Annotated in this window: 16 protein-coding genes; 14 read left to right on the top strand and 2 right to left on the bottom strand. The window is 29.9% G+C overall.

Features of this window, described 5'->3' with window-relative positions:
• Positions 1 to 21 precede the first annotated feature (21 nt).
• The 11 genes from secD (at position 22) to CLFE_RS13960 (ending at position 13,760) form a co-directional block, all read left to right on the top strand.
• Positions 22 to 1,275: a protein translocase subunit SecD gene (secD, locus tag CLFE_RS14010; protein ID WP_077832006.1), complete on the top strand. Its 1,254-nt coding sequence runs from the start codon at positions 22 to 24 to the stop codon at positions 1,273 to 1,275.
• Entirely contained in the window at positions 1,275 to 2,177 is a 903-nt protein-coding gene (secF, locus tag CLFE_RS14005) for a protein translocase subunit SecF (RefSeq protein WP_077892931.1), read from the top strand. The genes secD and secF overlap by 1 nt, the downstream gene beginning before the upstream one ends.
• A gap of 104 nt (positions 2,178 to 2,281) precedes the next feature.
• Positions 2,282 to 3,151 carry a DHH family phosphoesterase gene (locus tag CLFE_RS14000; RefSeq protein ID WP_077832008.1) on the top strand — a complete coding sequence of 290 codons (870 nt, stop codon included), beginning with the start codon at positions 2,282 to 2,284 and terminating at the stop codon, positions 3,149 to 3,151.
• A gap of 168 nt (positions 3,152 to 3,319) precedes the next feature.
• On the top strand, positions 3,320 to 3,838 hold the full coding sequence (locus CLFE_RS13995) for an adenine phosphoribosyltransferase (protein WP_077832009.1): 519 nt from the start codon (positions 3,320 to 3,322) through the stop codon (positions 3,836 to 3,838).
• A 132-nt stretch (positions 3,839 to 3,970) separates the two neighbouring features.
• Positions 3,971 to 6,193, top strand: a complete 2,223-nt coding sequence (locus CLFE_RS13990; protein ID WP_077892932.1) for a RelA/SpoT family protein — start codon at positions 3,971 to 3,973, stop codon at positions 6,191 to 6,193.
• Positions 6,194 to 6,203: 10 nt separating this feature from the next.
• On the top strand, positions 6,204 to 6,653 hold the full coding sequence (gene dtd / locus CLFE_RS13985) for a D-aminoacyl-tRNA deacylase (protein WP_077892933.1): 450 nt from the start codon (positions 6,204 to 6,206) through the stop codon (positions 6,651 to 6,653).
• Between the two features lie 10 nt (positions 6,654 to 6,663).
• Complete coding sequence (locus tag CLFE_RS13980; protein ID WP_077892934.1) at positions 6,664 to 7,263, top strand: MBL fold metallo-hydrolase; 600 nt, start codon at positions 6,664 to 6,666, stop codon at positions 7,261 to 7,263.
• A gap of 19 nt (positions 7,264 to 7,282) precedes the next feature.
• On the top strand, positions 7,283 to 8,713 hold the full coding sequence (locus CLFE_RS13975; protein WP_077892935.1) for a coproporphyrinogen III oxidase: 1,431 nt from the start codon (positions 7,283 to 7,285) through the stop codon (positions 8,711 to 8,713).
• A gap of 116 nt (positions 8,714 to 8,829) precedes the next feature.
• Positions 8,830 to 10,614 carry an aspartate--tRNA ligase gene (aspS, locus tag CLFE_RS13970; RefSeq protein WP_077892936.1) on the top strand — a complete coding sequence of 595 codons (1,785 nt, stop codon included), beginning with the start codon at positions 8,830 to 8,832 and terminating at the stop codon, positions 10,612 to 10,614.
• 261 nt (positions 10,615 to 10,875) lie between these two features.
• Entirely contained in the window at positions 10,876 to 11,163 is a 288-nt protein-coding gene (locus tag CLFE_RS13965; protein WP_077832015.1) for a metal-sensitive transcriptional regulator, read from the top strand.
• 1,232 nt (positions 11,164 to 12,395) lie between these two features.
• Positions 12,396 to 13,760, top strand: coding sequence for an MATE family efflux transporter (locus CLFE_RS13960; RefSeq protein ID WP_077832017.1), 1,365 nt, complete (start codon positions 12,396 to 12,398; stop codon positions 13,758 to 13,760).
• A gap of 429 nt (positions 13,761 to 14,189) precedes the next feature.
• Here the strand turns inward: CLFE_RS13960 and CLFE_RS13955 are convergent, their stop codons facing one another.
• Both CLFE_RS13955 and CLFE_RS13950 read right to left on the bottom strand, forming a co-directional pair.
• Positions 14,190 to 14,648: a threonine/serine exporter family protein gene (locus CLFE_RS13955; RefSeq protein WP_077892938.1), complete on the bottom strand. Its 459-nt coding sequence runs from the start codon at positions 14,646 to 14,648 to the stop codon at positions 14,190 to 14,192.
• Positions 14,645 to 15,418, bottom strand: coding sequence for a threonine/serine exporter family protein (locus CLFE_RS13950; RefSeq protein ID WP_077892939.1), 774 nt, complete (start codon positions 15,416 to 15,418; stop codon positions 14,645 to 14,647). Before CLFE_RS13950 ends, CLFE_RS13955 begins: the two co-directional genes overlap by 4 nt.
• Before the next feature lie 180 nt (positions 15,419 to 15,598).
• Between CLFE_RS13950 and glyA the strand changes: the two genes are divergently transcribed.
• The 3 genes from glyA (at position 15,599) to addA (ending at position 24,159) form a co-directional block, all read left to right on the top strand.
• Positions 15,599 to 16,834, top strand: coding sequence for a serine hydroxymethyltransferase (gene glyA / locus CLFE_RS13945; protein ID WP_077892940.1), 1,236 nt, complete (start codon positions 15,599 to 15,601; stop codon positions 16,832 to 16,834).
• A 130-nt stretch (positions 16,835 to 16,964) separates the two neighbouring features.
• Complete coding sequence (addB, locus tag CLFE_RS13940) at positions 16,965 to 20,423, top strand: helicase-exonuclease AddAB subunit AddB (protein WP_077892941.1); 3,459 nt, start codon at positions 16,965 to 16,967, stop codon at positions 20,421 to 20,423.
• Positions 20,404 to 24,159, top strand: coding sequence for a helicase-exonuclease AddAB subunit AddA (gene addA, locus CLFE_RS13935; RefSeq protein ID WP_077892984.1), 3,756 nt, complete (start codon positions 20,404 to 20,406; stop codon positions 24,157 to 24,159). Before addB ends, addA begins: the two co-directional genes overlap by 20 nt.
• The last annotated feature ends 36 nt before the right edge of the window (positions 24,160 to 24,195 follow it).

Raw genomic sequence — 24,195 nt, 5'->3', positions numbered from 1 at the left:
TGGTGATAAAGGGGGATAAAAATGAAAAAGAAGAGTAGAAGCGCTATCTTCTTAATAATAAGTGTTCTTATAATAGCTAGTTTAGCTTATGTAGGATTCACAGGTATTAATGTAGGAGATTATAGAATAAAATCCTTTACAGAATCAATAAATAAGGGTCTTGATCTTCAGGGTGGTGTTTCTGTAGTAGAAGAAATACAAGGTAAGGCAAGTAGTGATGCAATGTCCAGGACAATAGAACTTCTAAATCTAAGAGTAAATAAGCTTGGAGTTAGTGAAACAACAGTATCTAGAGTTGGAAACAACAAAATAGAAATTGATGTTCCTGGAATGTATAACAAAGATGAAGTTATAAACAAGATAGGAAAAACAGGAAAACTTAAGTTTGTAGGACCTGATAAGAAAACAGTTTTAACAGGAAGTGATGTAAAAAAAGCAACAGCAGGTAATGACCCAAATACAAATCAACCAATTATATCGCTTCAATTAAATAGTTCAGGAACTAAAAAATTTGCAGATGCAACACAAAAATATTTAGGTCAGAAGATTTCTATATATATGGATACAGACCTTTTGAGTGATCCAACTGTTGATTCAGTAATAACAGGTGGAAGTGCGCAAATAACAGGTAATAAATCAATTCAAGAAGCACAACGTATAGCAAATATAATAAACTCAGGAGCACTACCTGTAACTTTAAAGGTGGTTCAATCTAAAACTGTAGGAGCGTCTTTAGGTGCAAGTGCACTTCCAGATAGTATACTTGCAGGAGCAGTTGCTATAGGTATAATATTCTTCTTTATGATTTTAGTTTATAGAATACCTGGTCTTATGGCAGATATTGCACTAGCTTTATTTACTGTTTTAGTATTGGGAGCTTTTGTAGCAGTAAAAGCTACGTTGACACTTTCGGGTATAGCGGGCCTTTTACTTACAATAGGTATGGCAGTGGATGCTAACGTTCTTATATTTGAAAGATTTAAGGAAGAACTTAAAGTGGGAAAAACAGTTAGATCGGCTTTTGAAGCGGGTTTTCATAGAGCTATGTCGTCAATAATAGATTCAAATGTTACTACTATTATTTCTGGATGTATACTTTATGCGCTTGGAAGTGGAGAAGTAAAAGGATTTGCATTAACACTTGTAATAGGTGTTTTAATAAGTATGATTACAGCTATTGTTGTAACTAAACAGCTTTTAAGATGGGCTATTGATATGGGACTTATAAAAAAAGCATCTCATTTCGGAGTTAATCTGGAAGGGAGTGATAAGTAATGCTTAAAGTTATTAAACACACTAAAGTTTGGTTCGCTATATCACTTGCAATAATATGTTTGGGAGTTGCCTTTATGATATATAGAGGAGTTACTACAGGTAAACCATTAGAATTTGGTATTGATTTTATTGGTGGAAATTCTATAGATGTAAGAATAGGTAAGTCCTTTGCAAAAACTGATATTGAAAAAATAGTAAATAAGTATGTGAAAGATAGTACTGTAACTACAGCTAATACAACTGAAGTAGAAATAAAGAGCAGTTCAATGACAGATAAGGATGCTGATAAAATTTTCAAAGATATGCAGAAAAAATATAATTTAAAATCAAAGGCGTTAGTTTCTCAAGAAAAAATAGGTGGAACTATAGGTGATGAACTTAAAACAAAGGCGCTAATAGCACTTGCAATTGCACTTGTATTTATACTCCTTTATATAGCTTGGAGATTTGAGTTTAAATTCGGTATTTCTGCTATGATATCATTAGTTCATGATGTACTAGTAACACTTTCAGTATATGCAATTTTTGGAATACCATTAAATTCTCCATTTATAGCAGGAATGTTAACAATTATAGGTTATTCCATGAGTGATACTATAGTTGTATTTGATAGAATAAGAGAAAATAGTAGAAAACATAGAAGGATGAGTACCGAGGAAATTGCTGATTTTAGTATAAATGAAACTTTGACAAGATCAATATATACAGTACTTACTGTTTTAATAGCAGTAACTTCAGTACATATTTTTGTTCCGTCTGTTAGAGAATTTACAAAACCCTTAATTGTGGGTGTAATATCTGGATGTTATTCATCTATATTTATAGCTAGTCCGTTATGGGTTATATTTAAGAAGAGAACTAATAAGAAAAAGCTTCAAAGTAAAGCATTAGCTCAAAAATAAAGCAGCCTGTAGGCTGTTTTATTTTTTTAGCTAAAAAAGTATTTGTAAAATGTCTCATAATACATTATAATATATTTGTTTTCTACAAATTCGGAGGAATAGAAATGGAAAAAACGGGAGATAATTTACAATATTTCGGATTAAAGGGAATGCATAGTCCATTCTTAATTGAAGGAATGAATGAAGCATTGAAGAGAATAGCAACAGCTATAAATAATAGAGAGAAAATAGTGCTATATGGATATTGTGATGTAGACAGCATAATTAGTATGTCCATTATGCTATTGGTTTTGCAATATCTTAATGCTGATGTGGAATATTTTATACCCGATGACTTTTGTGGCAGCTATGAAGTGAATGCTAGTTATGTTAATGATAAAATAAAATACTTTGGAGCAAATTTGCTTATAACAATAGGATGTGGAGTTAATTCTAAAGAAAGTTCTATATTATTAAAAAAGCTTAAAATAGATACAATAGTAGTTGATTATCATGAAGTATGCAATGAAGAAAATCATGCAATAGTTGTAAATCCTAATAGTAAAAAATCTAAATATCCATTTAAAGAATTTTGTGTTTCTGGAATAGTATTTAAGTTATGTGAAGCCATATCTATGTATTATCAAATGAAATCTGTTAATAAGTATTTAGATCTTACAGCAATTGGTACAGTACATAAGTGTAAAGAGTTGTCAGGTGAAAATAAAATAATGGTTGATGAAGGTATAAGAAAAATACAAAACACTAATAATTATGGAATAAAGGCTCTTATGAAATTAAAGTCAGTTGAAAAAGTTAATGTAATGGGGGTAAGCATTCTTGCTAAGGCTGCAGAACCTACAGTTAATGCTGTTGGAAAAATTGATAATGCTAGGATAATAGTTCAATTGTTCACTACAGCTGATAGTTATAAAGCAGAACAAATAGCAAAATATCTAAATAATGAATTTAGATATAACAAAAAAATATTTTGATTTATTGAAAAATGTGGAATAATTGTTATATAATTATTCTGTATGATTTTGATATACATATTGTAAGATTTTAATATGAGCTTTTTATTTGATATTAAGTATGGGACAAATAAAGATTATATAAGTGAATTTTATTAATTTATAAATATATTTTAGGGGGAAAGTTGAATGGAATTAAAGGATCATATAAGAATTATAGATGGATTTCCAAAAGAGGGAATAAGTTTTAAAGATGTTACTACTCTTATTCAAGATAAGGATGCATACAAGTATGCAGTAGATAAAATTGGAGAATACCTTAAAGATAAGAAGGTGGATTTAATAGTTGGACCTGAAGCACGTGGTTTTTTATTTGGAGCTCCTGTTGCTTACAGTGTAGGTGCTGGATTTATACCAGTTAGAAAAAAAGGAAAACTTCCATGTGAAACGGTTGCTGTTACATATGAATTAGAATATGGTGAAGATGTTTTAGAAATGCATAAGGATGCAATAAAAAAAGGTCAGAGGGTTGCAATAGTTGACGATTTATTAGCTACAGGAGGAACAATTAATTCTGTAGCAAAATTAGTAGAAACACTCGGAGGAGAAGTTGTAGCAGCTTGCTTTGTTGTGGAACTTACAGAGTTAAATGGTAAAGATAAACTTGGTGAATATGATATTATGTCATTGGTTAAATATGATGTATAGATAAAAAGTCTAAAAAAGGTAAATAAAAGTTTAATCCCTTTACAATTGCAAAATTAGAATGTATACTATATAATAATAAGAAAAAATTTGGCTGGTTATGTGACCAGCCTTTGATTTTAGGAGAGTACCATAATGGCTGAATTATCAGATTTATTAGAAAAGATAGATGAAAATTGTAATAATATAGATAAGGAGATTGTCATTAAAGCTTATGATTTTGCCCATGAAGCTCATAAAGATCAGATGAGAGAATCTGGTGAACCATACATAAGTCACCCACTTGATGTTGCATGTATTTTGGCAGAGATGGGTATGGATATGAGCACCATAGTTGCGGGAATACTTCATGATGTTATAGAGGATACAAGTTATAGTTATGATGATATTACGGAAATGTTTAGCAGTGAAGTTGCTGATTTGGTATCAGGGGTTACAAAATTAGATAAAATAACTTATAAGACGAAAGAAGAGCAACAAGCGGACAATGTTAGGAAGATGCTTCTTGCTATGGCAAAGGATATAAGGGTTATTTTAATAAAGCTTGCTGATAGACTTCACAATATGCGTACTCTTAAATTTAAACGTGAACAAAAACAAAGAGAAAAGGCCAAAGAAACTCTTGATATATATGCTCCACTTGCACATAGACTAGGTATGTCTAAAATAAAATGGGAACTTGAAGATTTATCTTTTAGATATCTTAAACCAAAGGAATATTATGAGCTTGTAGATTTGATAGCTGAAAAAAGGGTGGAAAGAGAAGAGTATATAAGTAAAATAGTTGATGATCTTAAATCAAATCTTGAAGCATCAGGAATAATTCCAGATATTGATGGTAGGCCTAAACACTTTTATAGTATATACAGAAAAATGCTTAATAAGAGTAAGAGTTTAGATCAAATATTTGATTTAACAGCAGTTAGGATATTAGTGAATAATATAAAAGAATGTTATGCGGCACTTGGAATAGTTCATACAATGTATAAACCTATACCAGGTAGATTTAAAGATTATATAGCTATGCCTAAACCTAATATGTATCAATCTCTCCATTCCACAGTAATTGGTCCAGAAGGAAAGCCATTTGAAATCCAAATACGAACTTATGATATGCATAAAACAGCAGAATATGGTATAGCAGCACACTGGAAGTATAAAGAAGGTATAGTAGAAAATCCTCAAAATATACCACAAAGTAAAAGTTCTAATAAAGATGATACAAAATTGACATGGATAAGGGAAATGCTTGAATGGCAAAGAGAAACACCTAGTGCACAAGAGTTTATGGAGAACTTTAAGATAGATTTGTTTTCAGATGAGATTTTTGTGTTTACACCTAAAGGTAAAGTGATAAATTTGCCGTACAACGCTACACCAGTAGATTTTGCTTATAAAATACATACAGATGTAGGAAATAGATGTGTAGGGGCAAAAGTAAACGGAAAAATAGTTCCTCTTGATTACAAGCTAAAAACAGGTGAGATAGTAGATATACTTACAACCTCTTTAATTAAGGGACCTAATATAAATTGGCTTAATTCTGTAACTAGTAATCAGGCTAAAAGCAAAATAAGGTCTTGGTTTAAAAAGGCTAAGAGGGATGAAAATATAAGCAAAGGTAAGGAACTTTTAGAGAAGGAATCCAAAAAACAGGAATTTAATTTTGGAGAAATAGCTAAAGGTGAAAATTTAGATTTAGTATTAAAGAGATATAATATGAATTCTATAGATGATTTGTATGCGTCAGTTGGTATAGGTGCGGTTGGAGCTTCAGTAATATTAGCTAGATTTAAAGATATTTATGAAAAAACTAAAGAGCATGAACATACAAATGAAGAAATACTTGAGAACGTTAAAAAGAATATTCATAAAGAAAATGTAGCAAAGAAATCTTATAAAAATGATCAACCAGGTGTAACAGTTAAGGGAGTTTCTGACGTGCTTGTTAGGTTTGCTAAATGTTGCACTCCAGTACCAGGTGATCCTATAATTGGTTATATAACCAAAGGAAGAGGAGTTTCCGTTCATAGAACTGATTGTACAAATGTAAACAATCTTATAAAAGAAGATGGTTCTAGAATTATAGAAGTAAAATGGGGAAAAAGTAAAAATGAGAGCTATATTGCTGAAGTGGAGATTAAAGCAGAAGATAGGCAAGCTCTTCTTGCAGATGTTGTTGAGGTTATAAGTTACTTGGAAGTAGGTATAGAATCCGTTAATGCGAAAACTTCGAAGGGATCAATGGCATACCTTAATTTGAAATTAAAAATACAGGATATAGATCATTTAGCAGTTCTTATGCAAAAACTCAAAAGGCTTCCAGGAATTATTGATATATACAGAACTAATAGTTAAGGAGGATTTTATGAGAGCAGTAGTTCAAAAGGTAACGAAATCTTCAGTTAAAGTAGAAGGTAAAGTAATTGGAAAAATTGAAAAGGGATTAAATATACTTATTGGAATAACAGAAGGCGATACTATACAGGATATAGAGTACTTAAAGAATAAAATATTGAATTTAAGAATATTTGAAGATGAAGAAGGAAAATTAAATAAATCTTTAAAGGATGTTAATGGAGAACTTCTTTTAATTTCTCAGTTTACATTGTATGGAGATTGTAGAAAAGGTAGAAGACCAAGTTTTATAGAAGCACTTTCCGGAGATAAAGCTGAAAAAATATATAATAAGTTTGTTGAACTTTGCAGTGAAGAAATTGAAAATGTTCAAACAGGAGAGTTTGGGGCTCATATGGACGTAGAAATACAAAATGATGGACCTGTAACGCTTCTTATTGATAGTAAAAAAGTATTTTAGGGGTGGTAGTATGAAAATAAGTGTAATTCAAGCTGGAGCTTATATGACAAATTGTTATATACTTGTTGATGAGAATACTAATGAAAGTGTAGTTATAGATCCAGGTGATGCACCTGAAGCTCTTTTAAAGGCCTTTAAAGCCACAAAAACGAAGCTTAGCTTTATATTATTAACACACGGACACGCTGATCATACAGCTGCGGTATCAGAATTTAAAAAGGAGTTTGGCGTAGACGTATATATAAGTGAAGAAGATTATAAATTGATTGATAATGGTGAGTATATGTTTGGAGCTTCAAATGAAAATGCTACTAAATGTGTAAGTGACGGCGATGAACTTCAATTTGGAGATATTAAAATTAAATGTATTAAAACTCCCGGACATACACCAGGTGGAATGTGTTATTTAATAGATAATCGTTTATTTTCTGGGGATACTCTTTTCAATAGTTCTATTGGTAGAACGGATTTTCCGGGCGGGAATTTTCAAAATCTTATAGATGCTATAAAAAATAAACTTATGAAGCTTGATGAAAATATTGTGGTATATCCAGGACATGGGGAAAAAACCACTATAGGATATGAAAAAACACATAATCCTTTTATCTAATTAAGCTAGAGGGGATTTTATGACAAAAATAAATATAAATAATGAAGCTTATTCGTATGCTGTCTATCACATGGCAGTTTTGTTTTTTGATAAAGTTGAAATCGTAAATTCAAATTTGTGGGATTACAAAATAGAGTTTAGTTCTAATAGTTCCAAAATATATTCAGCAAAACAAACGGCAGAAAGCTATGAATTTGATTCTGACCTTAATGATAATGAAAATGTTAAATTAGCTGTATTTAAGTATTTTTCTAAAGTAACAGGTAAAAAAAATATACCATGGGGAACGCTCATAGGTATAAGACCAAGTAAAATAGCTAGCAAACTTATAGAAGAAAATAAGAGTGAAAAAGAAATAATTGAATACTTTAAGCGTCATAACAATACAGAAGAAAAAAAAGCTAGACTTTGTATAGAGGTTAGCCAAAATGAGAAGAAATTTTTAAAAGTTAAAGATAAAACTGTAAGTATATATCTAGGCATGCCATTTTGCCCTACAAGATGTATGTATTGCTCCTTTATATCAGATACTATTAATCATTGTAAAAGTTATGTGGAAGATTATTTAAAAGCTATGATGTATGATATTGAAAAAACGGCAGAATACATAAGAGAAAAAGAATTAAATATAAGTTGTGTATATTTTGGAGGAGGAACCCCAACATCCGTAAATAATCAGCAGTTTGAAAATATAATGAAGGCTGTGCATGAGAATTTTATAGAGAATAATAATATTAAAGAGTTTACAGTAGAGTGCGGAAGGCCTGATAGTATAACAGAAGAGAAGCTTTTGACTATGAAAAAATATAAGGTTGATAGGATAAGTATAAACCCACAAACTATGAATGAAGAAACTATGAAAAAAATAGGAAGAGGGCATACAGTTCAAGATGTAATTGATAAATTTATTATGGCGAGAAAAGTGGGCTTTAATAATATAAATATGGATATTATAATAGGGCTTCCAGGAGAAAATGTAAGTAAAATAAAAAATACTTTAAATGAAATATTGAAGCTTAAACCTGAAAGTTTGACAATACATGGATTATCACTTAAACGAGGGTCTAAATTATTTGAAGATATGTTAGAAAATAAAAAAATAGATGCTCCAGATCAGAGTGAAATAGTAAGCATGTTTGACAGTGCTCATGCATTAGCAAGAAAACTCAATATGAAGCCATATTACATGTACAGGCAAAAGAATATGATAGGAAATATGGAGAATGTAGGGTATTCTATAGAAGATAGGGAATGTATATATAATATAGAAATGATAGAAGATAGTGAACCTATAATTGCAATTGGATGTCATGGTGTTTCTAAAATAATATTTAAAGACACTAACAGAATAGAGAGATATGGAAACTTAAAAGATGTAAAAGAATATATAAATAGAATTGAAGAAAAAGTAAAAGGAAAAATAGAGTTTTTAAAAACATTATATGGATAATAAACCTTGATAAAAGTATATTATAGGTTTAAAATTAAATTTGAGACCACTTCAATGGACTATATGAAGTGGTTTATTTATGACATAGGTATTACGTATTTTAGGAGGAATAAAAAATGGGAGAATCTTTAAATGGATTGAAAAGAACCATTATGTGTGGAGAAATAAGAGAGAAGCACATTGGAGATAGAGTTGTAGTAATGGGATGGGTTCAAAGAAAGAGGAATCTTGGAGGATTAGTATTTATAGATTTAAGAGATAGAGAAGGCATTTTACAGGTGGTCTTTGGAGAAGAAATAAACAAAGATGCCTTTAATAAAGCGGATTTAGCTAAATCTGAATATTGTATTGCGGTTTCTGGAAACTTAGTGAAAAGAGAATCACCAAATCCTAATATGCCAACTGGTATGGTCGAATTAAAGGGAGAAGAAATAAAAATATTATCAGAAAGTGAAACTCCACCAATATACATAAAAGAAAATTTAGATGCTGCTGAGAGTATAAGACTTAAATATAGATATCTTGATCTTAGAAGACCAGATATGCAGAGAATTTTTAAGATAAGACATAAAACTACAAAGATAATTAGAGATTTTATGGATGGAGAAGATTTTCTTGAAATGGAGACTCCAATACTTACCAAAAGTACACCAGAAGGTGCAAGAGACTACTTAGTACCAAGTAGAAACTACAATGGAAAATTTTATGCACTTCCACAATCACCACAACTTTTTAAACAGCTTTTAATGGTGTCTGGGTATGATAAATATTTTCAAATAGCAAAATGCTTTAGAGATGAGGATTTAAGAGCCAATAGACAACCTGAATTTACACAGGTAGATATGGAAATGTCTTTTGTTGAGGAAAATGATGTTATAGAGTTAAATGAAAGACTTATAAAAAGAGTATTTAAAGAAATGGCAGATGTTGAAGTTAAACTTCCAATAGAAAGAATGACTTGGAAAACTGCTATGGAGAAGTATGGATCAGATAAACCTGATTTAAGATTTGGAATGGAAATCAATGATATAAGTGAAGAAGTAAAAGCTTCAGATTTTAAAGTGTTTAAATCAGCTCTTGAAGATGGGGGAAGTGTTAGAGCAGTTAAAGCTTCAAACTCTGCAGATATGCCTAGAAAGAAGATCGATAAATTAGGCGAATTTGTAAAAACATATAAGGCAAAAGGTCTGGCATGGATAGCTTTAAAAGAAGATGGAATAAAATCACCTATTGCTAAATTCTTAAAAGAAGAAGAACTAAAAGCAATAATAGATAAGGTTCAAGGAAGAACTGGTGATCTTATACTTATAGTTGCAGATAAAAACTCTGTTGTTTTTCAAGCTTTAGGAGCACTTAGATTAGAATTAGCAAAAGAACTAGAGATTTTAAAAAATAATAAAGAGTTTAGATTTGTATGGATCACTGAATTCCCTCTTTTATCTTACAATGAAGAAGAAGGAAGATTTCAAGCAGAACATCATCCATTTACAATGCCTATGGATGAAGACATACAATATCTTGAATCAGATCCAGCAAGAGTTAGAGCTAAAGCATATGATATAGTTTTAAATGGTGAAGAGCTTGGTGGAGGAAGTGTTAGAATACATGATACTGCACTCCAAGAAAAAATGTTTAAAGTTCTTGGATTTACCAAGGAAAGTGCATGGGAAAGATTTAGTTTCTTGCTTGAAGCATTTAAATTCGGACCACCACCACATGCTGGGCTTGCTTATGGTTTAGATAGGCTTATAATGTTCCTTGCAGGAACTGAAAATATTAAGGATGTAATAACATTCCCTAAAAATCAGAACGCATTTTGTCCACTTACAGAGGCTCCTAATGTAGTAGATGAAAATCAACTTTGTGAGCTTGGTATAAGATTTGAAAATAATAAAGAGTAATCAGCATAAAAAGCTATAAATGTAGAATAACCTTTTATGGGCATTTGGCAGTTATAATCCTTAAATGTAATTAAATTGGAATTTGTGCTGTATTTTATAGTAAAACACAAATTATGGAGTTTCTAAAATTAAATTCACTTGATTTAAATATGTGCAGAGTATTTATGTGATATAATATATGAATCAAGAGTTTAATTAGAAACTCTATAATAATTTTATAAAATAAATATCTTTTTCTTATATTATTGGAGAGTGAAATCAGTGAATCAAAATAATGAAAAAAATAAAAAGGATTTAATCGTTAGACTTAGAAAAATAGAAGGTCAAGTAAAGGGAATAGAAAAAATGATAGAGTCTGATACATGTTGTAAAAATGTTCTTGTTCAGATTGCTGCAGTCAAAGCCGCAGTTAATAAAATAGGAATATTAATGCTTCAGGATTATGCTAAAAAGTGTATGAAGGATGAACTTAAAGAAATAGATGAAAAAAAGCTAGATGATTCCAATATTGATGATATAATATCAGCCATAACAATGTTCGTAAAGTAATCATATCAGGGGTTTGGGCGGAGCCCATTATCCTTCTATAACCCAGAGTAACCAATCTCTCAAAAAAGATCTAAAACTCAATAGAATACCCAAATGCATATCAGGGGTTTGGGCGGAGCCCATTATCCTTCTAAACATACATGAGGTTTGGACGAAGTCCATTATCCTTCTTTAACCTCAAACAACCAATCTCCAAAAAAACACCCCAAAAACTTAGTAAGAGATAAAAGCCAATACATGAGGTTTGGGCGGAGCCCATTATGCTTCTAAACATACATGAGGTTTGGACGAAGTCCATTATCCTTCTTTAACCCTAAACAACCAATCTCCAAAAAAATACCCCAAAAACTTAGTAAGAGATAAAAGCCAATACATGAGGTTTGGGCGGAGCCCATTATGCTTCTAAACATACATGAGGTTTGGACGAAGTCCATTATCCTTCTTTAACCTCAAACAACCAATCTCCAAAAAAAACACCCCAAAAACTTACTAAGAGATAAAATCCAATACACGAGGTTTGGACGAAGTCCATTATGCTTCTAAACATACATGAGGTTTGGACGAAGTCCATTATCCTTCTTTAACCCTAAATAACCAATCTCCAAAAAAACACCCCAAAAAACTAACCTTTCAAAAAACATAAAACGGTATATAATGGATTTTAAAATATAAATCAGAGCATTGACACTATTCATGTTAATTTTTAATTGAAGTACAACAGTACTTCCTAATGCTATTAAAGCAAAAATAATAGAAAGTTTCTTCAACTTTAAATCTAAGATTTCTCTTGGATATTTTTCTATTTGATTTTATATATTATTTAGTTTCCTTTCTAGGTTTTGTTTACAAAAGTATATCTATTATTATATGTTAATTTACAACATATATATATTATTGTTGTAAAAGTTTGGATTATAGTTTAAATTATTCTAAAGTATAATCTAAACTATTAATGAGTAAAGTAAGTTATTTGCTAAAATGATTAATAATAATAATTTTTACTACATAAAGAATAAAATTAAAAAAATACTTTAACTTGACAAATAGATAAAAATAGGTAATAATGAATATATTCATTCAGTAGTTTAACTAAAAAGAAGTAAGTATATTAATGACTAGGAATTGTTGCGTAGTTAATGTATTTGAAAAATTATATTTTATAATTTGAATGAATAAATTCATTCAAATTATTACTTTTATTATATAAAATTAAAATGTAAGGAGATTTTATTATGAACAAAGAAAAACATATAGAAATGCTTAGAAAAGCTCCAATTCCGGAGGTGCTATTAAAAATGGGATTACCAACTATGTTTGGTATGCTTATAACAGGAATATATAATTTAGTTGATGCCTATTTTGTAGGAGGACTTGGAACAAGTCAAATGGGAGCAGTGTCAATCACTTTCCCCTTAGGTCAGGCAATTGTAGGTTTAGCAGTTTTATTTGGCGGCGGTGCAGCTTCTTATCTTTCACGACTTTTAGGTTCTAACGAGAGAAAAAGAGCAAATAATGTAGCATCAACTGCATTATATTCAAGTTTAATAGTTGCGGCTATAGTTATTGCTATAATTATATTGTTAATGAAGCCAATTTTATATGGGCTTGGTGCAACAGATACTATCTATCCATATGCCCGTGAATATGCTATGATTTATGTTATCAGTTCTATTTTTAATATTTTTAATGTAACAATGAATAACATTGCTACTAGCGAAGGTGTTGCTAAAGTTTCAATGATTGCTATGTTTATGGGAGCTGCACTTAATGTTATATTTGCACCTATATTTATTTATGGTTTAAAGTACGGAATTGCCGGAGCTGCATGGGCAACAGCTCTTGCACAGGGTATAACATCCTTTATGTATTTAATCTATATATTAAAAAGAAAAAGTGTATTTACTTTTTCACCTAAAGATATTCGCTTGGATGGTACTATATATAAGGAAATATTTAAAGTGGGTATACCAATTTTAGTATTTCAGTTAGCAGCAAGTATAGCCATGGGATTTACTAATAGTGCTGCAAAACCTTATGGAGATTCAGCAATTGCTGCAATGGGGATAGTTACACGTATTGTTTCAATGGGGGTTTATGCTGTATCAGGTTTTGCAAAAGGTTTTCAACCTATTGCAGGATATAATTATGGAGCTAAACAATATGATAGGGTAAAGGAAGCAACAAAAACTGGTTTGATTTGGACATCATCATTTTGTATTTTAATGACTATAATTTTATTCATATTTGCAGGACCTGTTATTTCATTATTTACTGCTAATGATTTTAAAGTTATAAAAATTGGAGAGTTTGCACTTAGAGTTAATATTATAATGTTTGCTGGAATGGGAATAGAAGCAATATATTCTATGCTTTCTCTAGCATTAGGTAAAATTGCTGGTGGTTGGCTGCTTAGTATAGGAAGACAAGGTGTTTTCTTTATTCCTGCAATTTTAATATTACCACATTTTATTGGTTTAAATGGAGTTATTTTTTCTCAAGCAATTGCTGATTTTCTTACCATTGTAGGTATGATAATTTTGGCATTTAGTCTTAATAAAGAGATTAATAAACATTCTGCAGAATGTGCAACTGCATAATAATAAAATAAATATATATATAATAAAATTTAAAACACTTTGAAAAAGATATAAGCTCTGTCTCATTAGTATATTATTTTTGTTTTCATATGCTCCCTTCTAGGTAAAAAGGTAAAATAATAAAAACTTTTTACTTAGGATGGAGCTATTTTTATGGCATTTAAACGCAAATATTCTTAATTATAAAAAGAAAAAATATTTTAACAATTGCTATAGTTTGAGAATTATGCCTCATATACAGAATGAGTCAAGGATTATTACAGCATAGTTATTCTATCAACAGATATACTATATTTAGTGTGAAAATTGCCAGTAGGGTTAATCTACTGGCAGGCAGAAAAGATTTTATTTTTTAATTGTCTTGTTTATGTGAAGTATTACTATTTTTGATACGTGTAATAATATTTATATTAAAGGTGTTTTTGAAAATCATATTTTTTTATTTATAATAGGTTTTATATAGCTAGTTCTCCCTTTCTTTATTAGTCTTGCAATTGAAGAAACAAGCATAATTGCAATTGATATTGCACCAGCATACATTAAAGTTTTAAAACCCCATTCAGTAGCCTTTGTAAGTTTTCCAGATATGGTTTCATACATAGTGTAATACATTCCGTTTCCTGGAACTAAAGGAATAATGCCTGTAACTGAGTATACCATAGCAGGGGTCTTAGAAATTCTAGCCATTATTTCTGAATAAACAGAAACAACAATTGTGGCTATAAAAATTGCAGATGTTATTGAAACGTTATGATTAAGTAAAAGCATATATAAAACCCATCCTAGAGCCCCACCAAAGGATGCAATAAATATTTTTTTACCCTTTACATTAAAAAGTACTGAAAAGGCTATGCAGGCCATAAAAGAATATAAGAAATTTAATATCATAGACCAGTACCTCCAAAAAAATTAATCCATATTTTAAATACTAAACCAGTTCCAGCAGCTATAGCTACAGCTATAAAAAAGGCTTCAAGAGCTCTTGATATACCAGATACCAAGTCTCCAGCTATAGTATCTCTTACAGCATTTGTGATAGCAAGACCAGGAACTAAAAGCATTATAGATCCTATTATTGTTTTATCAAGGTATATAATAAATCCTAATTTTTTTAATATCAAAGCTATAAGTGCAGCAATAGCACCACCAACCAAGTTTAAAAAAAAGTCATTTATATTAAGTCGAGATAGAGCTATTGAAAATATTTTTATAAGTAGTCCTATCAAAAATGCAGCTGAGAAATCTCTAAAAGTTCCTCCAAAAATCAAAGTGAAAAAACCTGCAGCAATAGCACTAAAGGTAATAAGAAAAAAGTCAGAATGTTTTTTTTCATTGTCAATTTTTTTTAACTTTGCTTCTACCTCTTGTAAGGGTAAACTTTTTCGTTGAAGTAATCTAGAAAGATCATTTACTTCAGATATTTTTTCTAAATCAACGGTTCTTGTTTGAATTCTTTTAATAGTAGAAGTTATTTTTCCATCCTTACCAGTAATGGAAATTATTATACCTGTAGGTGTGACAAAGCTTTCGGCATCCTGTACATTAAAAGACATACAAATCTTATTCATGGTTTCTTCTACCCTGTAAATTTCAGCTCCACTTTGAAGCAATATTTTCCCAGCATAGGAGGCTAGATTGATAATTTTTTCTGTAGACATATGGTAACAAAACCTTTCAAAATATATTATTTTCAAAATTAAAATTCGTCAGATATAGTGACCAAAAGTTATTATAACATAAACTTTTATTTGAATTCTACGTCATTTTGGTATATAATCATACATAAAATTGATAATTTTTTTGTTGATGAAATTAATATGTTGGGGAGTGTATTTAAAATGGATTTTAATAATATAAAAGTAAGTGATCCAGAAGTTTATTCTATAATAGAAGAGGAAAATGAAAGACAAGAAAATAATATAGAATTGATTGCATCAGAAAATTTTACAAGTAAAGCTGTAATGGAGGCTATGGGTTCATATTTAACTAATAAATATGCTGAGGGTTATCCAGGAAAGAGATATTATGGTGGATGTTACGTTGTTGATAAAGTTGAAGAAATAGCACGCGAGAGAGCTAAAGAGCTTTTTGGAGCTGAGCATGCTAATGTGCAACCTCATTCTGGTTCCCAAGCTAATATGGCTGTATATTTTGCCGTTTTAAAACCTGGAGATACTATAATGGGAATGAATCTAACAGACGGAGGACATTTAACACATGGAAGTCCAGTTAATTTTTCAGGAAAACTTTTTAATGTAATTGCCTATGGTGTAAGTGATGATACAGAACAAATTGATTATGAGGCTTTTAGAAAGAAAGCGTTAGAATGTAAACCTAAAATGATAGTTTCTGGTGCTAGTGCATATTCAAGAACTATTGATTTTAAGAAAATAAGAGAAATATGTGATGAAGTAGGAGCATATATGATGGTAGATATGGCTCATATAGCAGGACTTGTAGCAGCAGGACTTCATCCATCACCAGTTCCATATGCTGATTTTGTAACAACAACTACGCATAAAACTTTAAGAGGACCAAGAGGTGGGGCAATCTTCTGTAAAGAAAAATATGCAAAGGATGTTGACAAATCTGTATTCCCAGGCATGCAGGGAGGGCCTTTAATGCATATAATTGCTGGAAAAGCTGTATGTTTCGGAGAGGCTTTAAAGGATGAATTTAAAACTTATACAGAGCAAATAATAAAAAATGCTAAAGTTTTTGCAGATGAGCTTACAAAGTACGGATTTAGAATAGTTTCAGGAGGAACTGACAATCATCTTTTATTAGTTGATTTGACTAACAAAAATATAACAGGTAAAGATGCAGAACATCTTCTTGACTCTGTTGGAATAACTGCAAACAAAAACACTATACCTTTTGAAAAGAAGAGTCCTTTTATAACAAGTGGAATAAGAATGGGTACACCATCGGTTACAACTAGAGGCTTTAAGGAAGAAGAAATGAAAAAGGTAGCGTATTTTATAAACTATGTAATAGAACACAGAGACGAAGATTTAAGTGAAATAAGAAAGCAAATTTCAGAATTATGTAGTAAATTTCCTATATACAAATAAAGTAAAGTGTTAATAATAAAAATATACATTGCAAGTTTTGCAATGTATATTTTTATTGTATATAATTTAAGTTATATAGTATAATTCTATTGATTTTAATTTATTAAAAGAATGTAGAGGGGTGTAAAAAGTGAGCTTGAGATTTATATATGGAAGAGCAGGAAGTGGCAAAAGCCAGTTTTGTATTAGTAGTATAAAAAATAGAATTGAAAAAGGCGGAGATAGGCCCCTTATATTAATTGTGCCAGAGCAATTTTCCTTTCAAAGTGAAAAAAGCATATTAGACTTAATTGGAGAAAAAAGCATCAATAGAGTTAAGGTAATAAGTTTTAAGAGATTAGCATATAGAGTTTTTGACGAAGTGGGAGGCATAGCTAGAGAATATATGAATTCGTCAGGCAAAAGTATGCTTTTTTATCATATAATGAATAATTTAAAAAGTGAATTCAAAGTCTTTGGTCTTTCAGCAAGACAAAAGGGATTTGTAAATACTATATCGGATACAATAAGTGAATTTAAAAAATATGAACTTACAACTGATTTACTTAGAGAAACTATAGATAATGTAGAGGATGAAGAACTTAAAAATAAGTTACATGATTTAAGTTTAATATATGATGAATTTAATAGACTTTTATATAAAAATTATATAGATCCAGATGATGATTTAACAATACTTAAAGAAAAGATAAAGTACTCAGAAATGTTGTCGGGAGCTGAAATATGGCTAGACGAATTTTCAAGCTTTATTCCCCAACAATATGGTGTATTAGAAGAGTTATTAAAAAGATGTACTAGAGTTAATATTGCGTTAACTATGGAGTATGAAAGTATTCCTATGGATGATGATATTTTTTCTGTTACTAAAAATACAGAAAGAAGAATGATAAAAATAGCTCAAGATAATAACGTAAGTATAGATAAACCAGTAAACTTAAATAAAAGACCATTTTATAGATTTAAAAATAGTTATGAACTAGGCATGATAGAGAAAAATTTATACAGTTTCCCATATGAAATTTATAAAGATAAACCTAAAAAGATACAAATTTTTAAAACTTCAAATTTGTATACAGAAGTTGAGGATATAGCGAGAAATATTATTAAATTTGTTCGTGAAGACAATGTAAGATTTTCAGATATAGCAGTTGTAACAGGAAATTTAGAAGGCTATGAAAAAACCGTGGCTGTTATTTTTAAGGAATATGGTATACCTTTTTTTATAGATAAGAATAAGGATATAGAAGATAACACACTTATCATACTTATAAGATCTATTATGGATATTTTTATTAAGAATTGGTCCTATGAAACTGTATTTAGATATCTTAAAACAGGTTTTGTAGATATTGATATAGACGAAATAGACATATTAGAAAATTATGTTTTAGCAGCAGGCATAAAAGGAAAAAAGAAGTGGACTGATAAATGGACTTATGATGTTTATAGTGATGGCTTATCAGGTGAGATTTCAGAGGAAAATAAAGAAAAAATAGAAAAGGTAAATGAGATAAAAGATAAATTTCTAAAACCACTTTTAGATTTTAGAAAAAAAGTATTAAGAAAAAACAATGTAACAGAAATATGTACTGCATTATTTGAATTTTTACATGATATAAATGTTCCAGTGGCTGTAGAAAAAATGGTAGATGAATTTAGAAAAAATGGTAGGCAGATTTTAGCCAATGAGTACAGTCAAATATGGAACATATTAATGGAGTTAATGGACCAGTTAGTTGAAGTAATGGGAAATGAAAAAGTAAACCTAGAACAATTTTCTAGAATACTTTTTATAGGAATAAAAGAGCATAAAATGGGACTTATACCATCTTCTCTTGATCAAGTACTTGTTGGTAGTATAGATCGTCTTAAAAGCCATGCCATAAGGTTTCTTTATATAATGGGTGTAAATGATGGAGTTTTTCCATCAGCAGCAATGGAGGAAGGTATATTAAGTGATAGGGATAGAGAAGTTTTAATGTCAAAAGGCGTGGAACTTGCAAAGGATACTAAAACTCAAGCTATGGAACAAAGATTTTTGGTTTATACTGCTATTACAAATTCAAGTGAGTATTTATTCTTAAGTTACCCTATAGCTGATTATGAAGGTAAAACTTTAAGGCCATCTCTTATAATAAACAGAATAAAGACGCTTTTCCCTAAAATAATAGAGAAGAGTGATGTAATAAAAGCTGAAAATGATGAGGAAGACATGAAGCTTATTTCTTCAACAGTACCTACTTTTAATGAAATGATATCATCGTTTAGAAAAGAGATAGATGAAGATGACAAAATTAGCGGTATATGGCATGATGTATATAGGTGGTATGCTAAAAATGAAAAGTGGGCTGAAAAATGTGAAAGTATGTTTAAAGCAATAGCTTATACTAATCAGGTTGATTATATAAGCAAAGAAAAAGCTTTAAAACTTTATGGTGGTAGTCTTAAAATGAGTGTTTCAAGGCTTGAAAAATATATAGAATGTCCGTTTTCTTATTATGTGCAATATGGACTTAAAATAAAAGATAGAAAAATATTTACTTTAACACCACCTGATTTAGGTTCTTTTATGCACAAAGTAATAGATAAATTTTGTGAGAACATAAAAGATGAAAACATAGACTGGAAGGATGTAAATGAGGATATATGTGAGCAAAAAATATACAAAATAGTAGATCAAGAGGTGGAAGGTAGAGGAGGTTCAATACTTAACAGTTCTCCAAGATATAGTTATATAACCTCAAGACTTAAAAGAATTTTAAAAAGAACAGCAACAATTGTAGCTGAACAGTTTAGAAGAGGAAGCTTTAGACCAGTTGGATATGAAGTGGCTTTTGAAAATGGAGGAAATTATCCACCAATAAAGGTTATACTTCATGATAACACTGAGGTTATTTTGACAGGTAGAATTGATAGAATAGATATGCTAGAGAAGGATGGCAATACCTATATAAGAATAGTAGATTATAAATCTGGAAATAAAATATTTAAACTTTCAGATGTGTATTATGGTTTCGATATACAGCTTTTACTATACCTTAATGCAATTCTAGAAAATGAAAATGTAGATGAGGATGATAGATTTTTGCCAGGAGCTATACTCTATTTTACAATGGATGATCCTATAGTAAAAGGAAAAGAAAATTTGACAGATAATCAAATTAAAGATGAAATAATGAAATCACTCAAAATGAAGGGACTCTTGATTTCTGATCCGGAAGTTGTAAAAGAAATGGATAGGGAAATGGAGGGAAGCTCTCTTATAATTCCTGCATCCATTAAAAAGGATGGTACACTTGGAAGATCAAGTGCGGCAACTAAACAGCAGTTTGAAATGTTGATAAAACATGTAAGAAATTTAGTGGTTAAAAATTGCGAGAAGCTTTTAATGGGAGATATAAAGATAAGACCTTATAAAAAGGGGAAAGATAAACCTTGCGATTATTGCACTTATTCTTCAATCTGTAGGTTTGATACGATTTTTGATGGTGATACTTATAGATATGTAAAAGAAAAATCAGATGAAGAAGTCTGGAAGCTTGTAGATATAGAAGTTGAAGAAGAGGGTGATAAGGATGGGAAAAACTAAGTGGACAGAAGAGCAAAAAGAGGCTATAGATACTAGAAATTGTAACTTACTTGTAGCAGCAGCAGCAGGATCCGGAAAAACAGCTGTTCTTGTTGAAAGAATAGTAAAGATAATAACAGATGAGGAAAATCCAGTTGATATAGATAGACTTTTAGTAGTTACCTTTACTAATGCAGCAGCATCTGAAATGAGAGAGAGGATAGGTGATGCTATAGTTAAAAAGCTCTCAGAGAAGCCTAATTCAAGAATAATTCAAAAACAATTAGCGCTGATTGGAAAGTCTAAAATTACCACAATACACTCATTTTGTCTAAATGTTATAAAAAATAATTTTCACATGCTTGATTTAGATCCTGATTTTAGAGTTGGGGATGAAACAGAAATTACATTACTTAAAAATGAAACGCTAGAGGAATTATTTGAAGATAAATATCTTCAGGCCGAATATACGTTAAAGGGAATAAATAAAAATAACAATAGCATAGAGTTTTTAAAACTTGTAGAAAGCTATTGCAGTAACAAAAATGATGAGACTTTATTTAATATGGTTATGAATCTTTATAATTTTTCTATGAGTAATCCAAAGCCTCATGAATGGCTTAAAAGTGCAGCAGAAAAATTCAATGTAAATGAAGATTTTAAATTTGGAGAGTCTGATTTAGCCAAGGTTTTAATTAAAAATATACAAATACAATTAAAGGGAAATAAAAGCCAATATGAAGAGGCAATAAATATAATAAATACATGTCCTTCTATTGAGAGTTATAGAGAAAACTTTCAGAGTGAACTTTCAATGCTTGAAAATTTAATTTCTGCATCAGATAGTTATGAAAAGTTTTATGAAGAACTTAAAAATGTGCAGTTTAAAACTTTAAAAAGATGCCCTAAGGATGCAGATAAAGAAAAACAAAAACTTGTGCGTGATATAAGGGATGGCATTAAGAAAAGTTTGTCCAAAATAAGCGACGATATTCTTTCACAAAATAATGAAGATATAAAAAATCAGTTTAAAGAACTATATCCTCTTATGAAAACCTTAAGTGAGCTTGTAATAGAATTTGATGTTAGATATAAGGATAAAAAGAAAAAAAGAGGAATAATTGATTTTAATGATTTTGAGCATATGTGTTTATCAATACTTGTAAAAAGTGATGATAAAGGAAATATAGTGCCTTCTGAAACTGCACTAAAAATGAGAGATAAATATGAAGAAATCTTGATAGATGAATATCAAGATAGTAATATGGTTCAAGAAGTTATATTAGGAACTATTTCAAAAAAAGATACTGAAAATCCTAATTTGTTCATGGTAGGAGATGTAAAACAAAGTATATATAGATTTAGGCAAGCTAATCCTGGCATATTTTTGGATAAGTATAATAGTTATAAAAATGAAAAGGGCAAAAAGGATAGGAAAGTTCTTTTATATAAAAATTTCAGAAGTAGAAAAGAAGTTCTTGATGCAGTGAATTTTATATTTAAGCAAATAATGTCAGTAAATATTGGAGAACTTGATTATAATGATAATGAAAGCTTAAATTTAGGTGCAAGTTACGAGAAAGTGGAAGAAAACTCAATATCTCATTCTGTGGAATTAAATATAATAGAAAAAAGTGAAGAAAATGATGAAGTGAAAGAGAATAATGAGGATGAAGAGACCGTAGATAATATAATGCTTGAGGCAAGGCTTATAGGAAGAAGAATTTTAGAGCTTAAAGAAAATTTTAAGGTACTTGATAAAAATACAAATGAATATAGAAAAACGGAATTTAAAGATATTGTAATTTTATTAAGATCTACAAAAGGTTGGGCAAATGTTTTTTTAGATGAACTTAAAAATATGGGAATACCAGTTTTTGCAGATGCAAATTCAGGATATTTTGATGCACCGGAAATTAAAACTATGCTATCGCTTCTTAAGATAATTGATAATCCAAGACAGGATATACCTATGGCAGCAGTTTTAAAATCACCTATTGGAGGATTTACAGTAGAAGATTTAATAGACATAAAGCTTATTGAGGGAGATACCTTTTATGATAAACTTAAGCGAGTAGAAGAAAATGGGGAAGATGAGCTTTCAATAAAGATAAAAAGCTTTCTAAAAAGACTTCAAGTGTGGCGAAAAGAAGCAATATACACACCTATAGATGAATTTATATGGTATCTTTACACGGATACTGGATATTATGGTTACGTTGGAGCCGTAAGTGGAGGAATTCAGCGTCAAGCAAATTTAAAAATGTTATTTCAAAGGGCTAAGGTCTATAGTGAAACTAGTTATAAGGGGTTGTTTAATTTTATAAATTTTATAAATAAACTTAAATTAACTAGTGGTGACATGGGAAGTGCAAAAATTTTAGGTGAGAATGAAAATGTAGTTAGAATAATGAGTATACACAAAAGTAAAGGTCTTGAATTCCCCGTAGTTTTTGTGGGCGGCGTTGGAAAAAACTTTAATCTAATGGATATAAATAATCCTGTAATTTTTCATAATAACCTTGGATTCGGTCCAGAATATGTGGATTATAAAAAAAGAATTTCACATAAAACTTTGGCAAAAGAGGCTATAAAAACTAGGATAAAGCTAGAAACGCTTTCAGAAGAGATGAGAATTCTATATGTGGCTTTTACAAGAGCAAAAGAAAAGCTTATAATAGTAGGCGCAGCTAAAGATATAAAAAAGTCAGTTTTTAAATGGGCCGTGAATTTAAGAAGTAAACAAAATAAGATATCAGAAGACTATATACTTAAAAGTAAGAGCTTTTTAGATTGGATAGCCAGCGCAGTTATACGTCACAAGGATGCTGAAAATTTAAGAGATATAATAGATACTGATGATATAGAAACTTTAATTTATGATAATTCTAAATGGCAAGTGAATTTACTAGATAGAGATGATATACTAAGTTTTAATGAAGTATTATTAGAAAATGAGAAAAACATTAATGAGAAGTTAGAAAAGTTTTATAAGAAATTAGATATTATAAAAAATTCGCCTTATGAAAGTGAATATGTAGAAAAAATAGAAGATAGACTTCAGTTTAAATATCAATATGATAGGGCTACTGAGCTTCCATCGCTGCTTTCAGTTACTGAACTTAAAAGAAGTTCAAATGAAGATAAAGAAGGTGTAGCTGCAGCTAATATTTATACGCCTCAGCTTTTACAAAAACCTCTTTTCCTTGAGGGTGTTAAAAAATTATCGCCAGCAAAGAGGGGAACAGCAGTACACTCAGTAATGCAGCATTTAAATTTTAATGATATAAGAAGTGATATAAGCTTAAAAAATATAAGTCATCAAATAGATGACATGGTTTTTAGAAAAATATTAACAGAGAAGCAGGCTGAAGTTGTAAATGCAAATAAAATTTTGAAGTTTTTCACAAGTGATGTAGGAAATAGAACTATTAATGCAGAAAAAGTTTATAGGGAGTTTCCATTTCAAATAAGAGTTAAAAGTACAGAAATATATAAGGATTTGCCAGATACTTATAATGATGAAAACATAGTAGTTCAAGGAATTGTAGATTTATTTTTTGAAGAAAACAATGAAATAGTGCTTTTAGACTATAAAAATGATTATGTAAATGATGAAAATTTAGATGAAATAATAAAAAAGTATACTTATCAAATTAATTATTATAAAAGAGCTCTTGAAACTATAACAGGATTAAGGGTAAAGGAAAAATATCTTTATTTGTTTTATACAGGTGATACTATTAAAATAGAATAAGGGTAGGGGTATTTTTTATTTGATAGTATAGGAATG

It is taken from the genome of Clostridium felsineum DSM 794, assembly GCF_002006355.2.
Classification (GTDB): domain Bacteria; phylum Bacillota; class Clostridia; order Clostridiales; family Clostridiaceae; genus Clostridium_S; species Clostridium_S felsineum.
The sequence above is the reverse complement of the archived record's forward strand: the minus strand, read 5'-3'. Positions and strand labels throughout refer to the sequence as shown.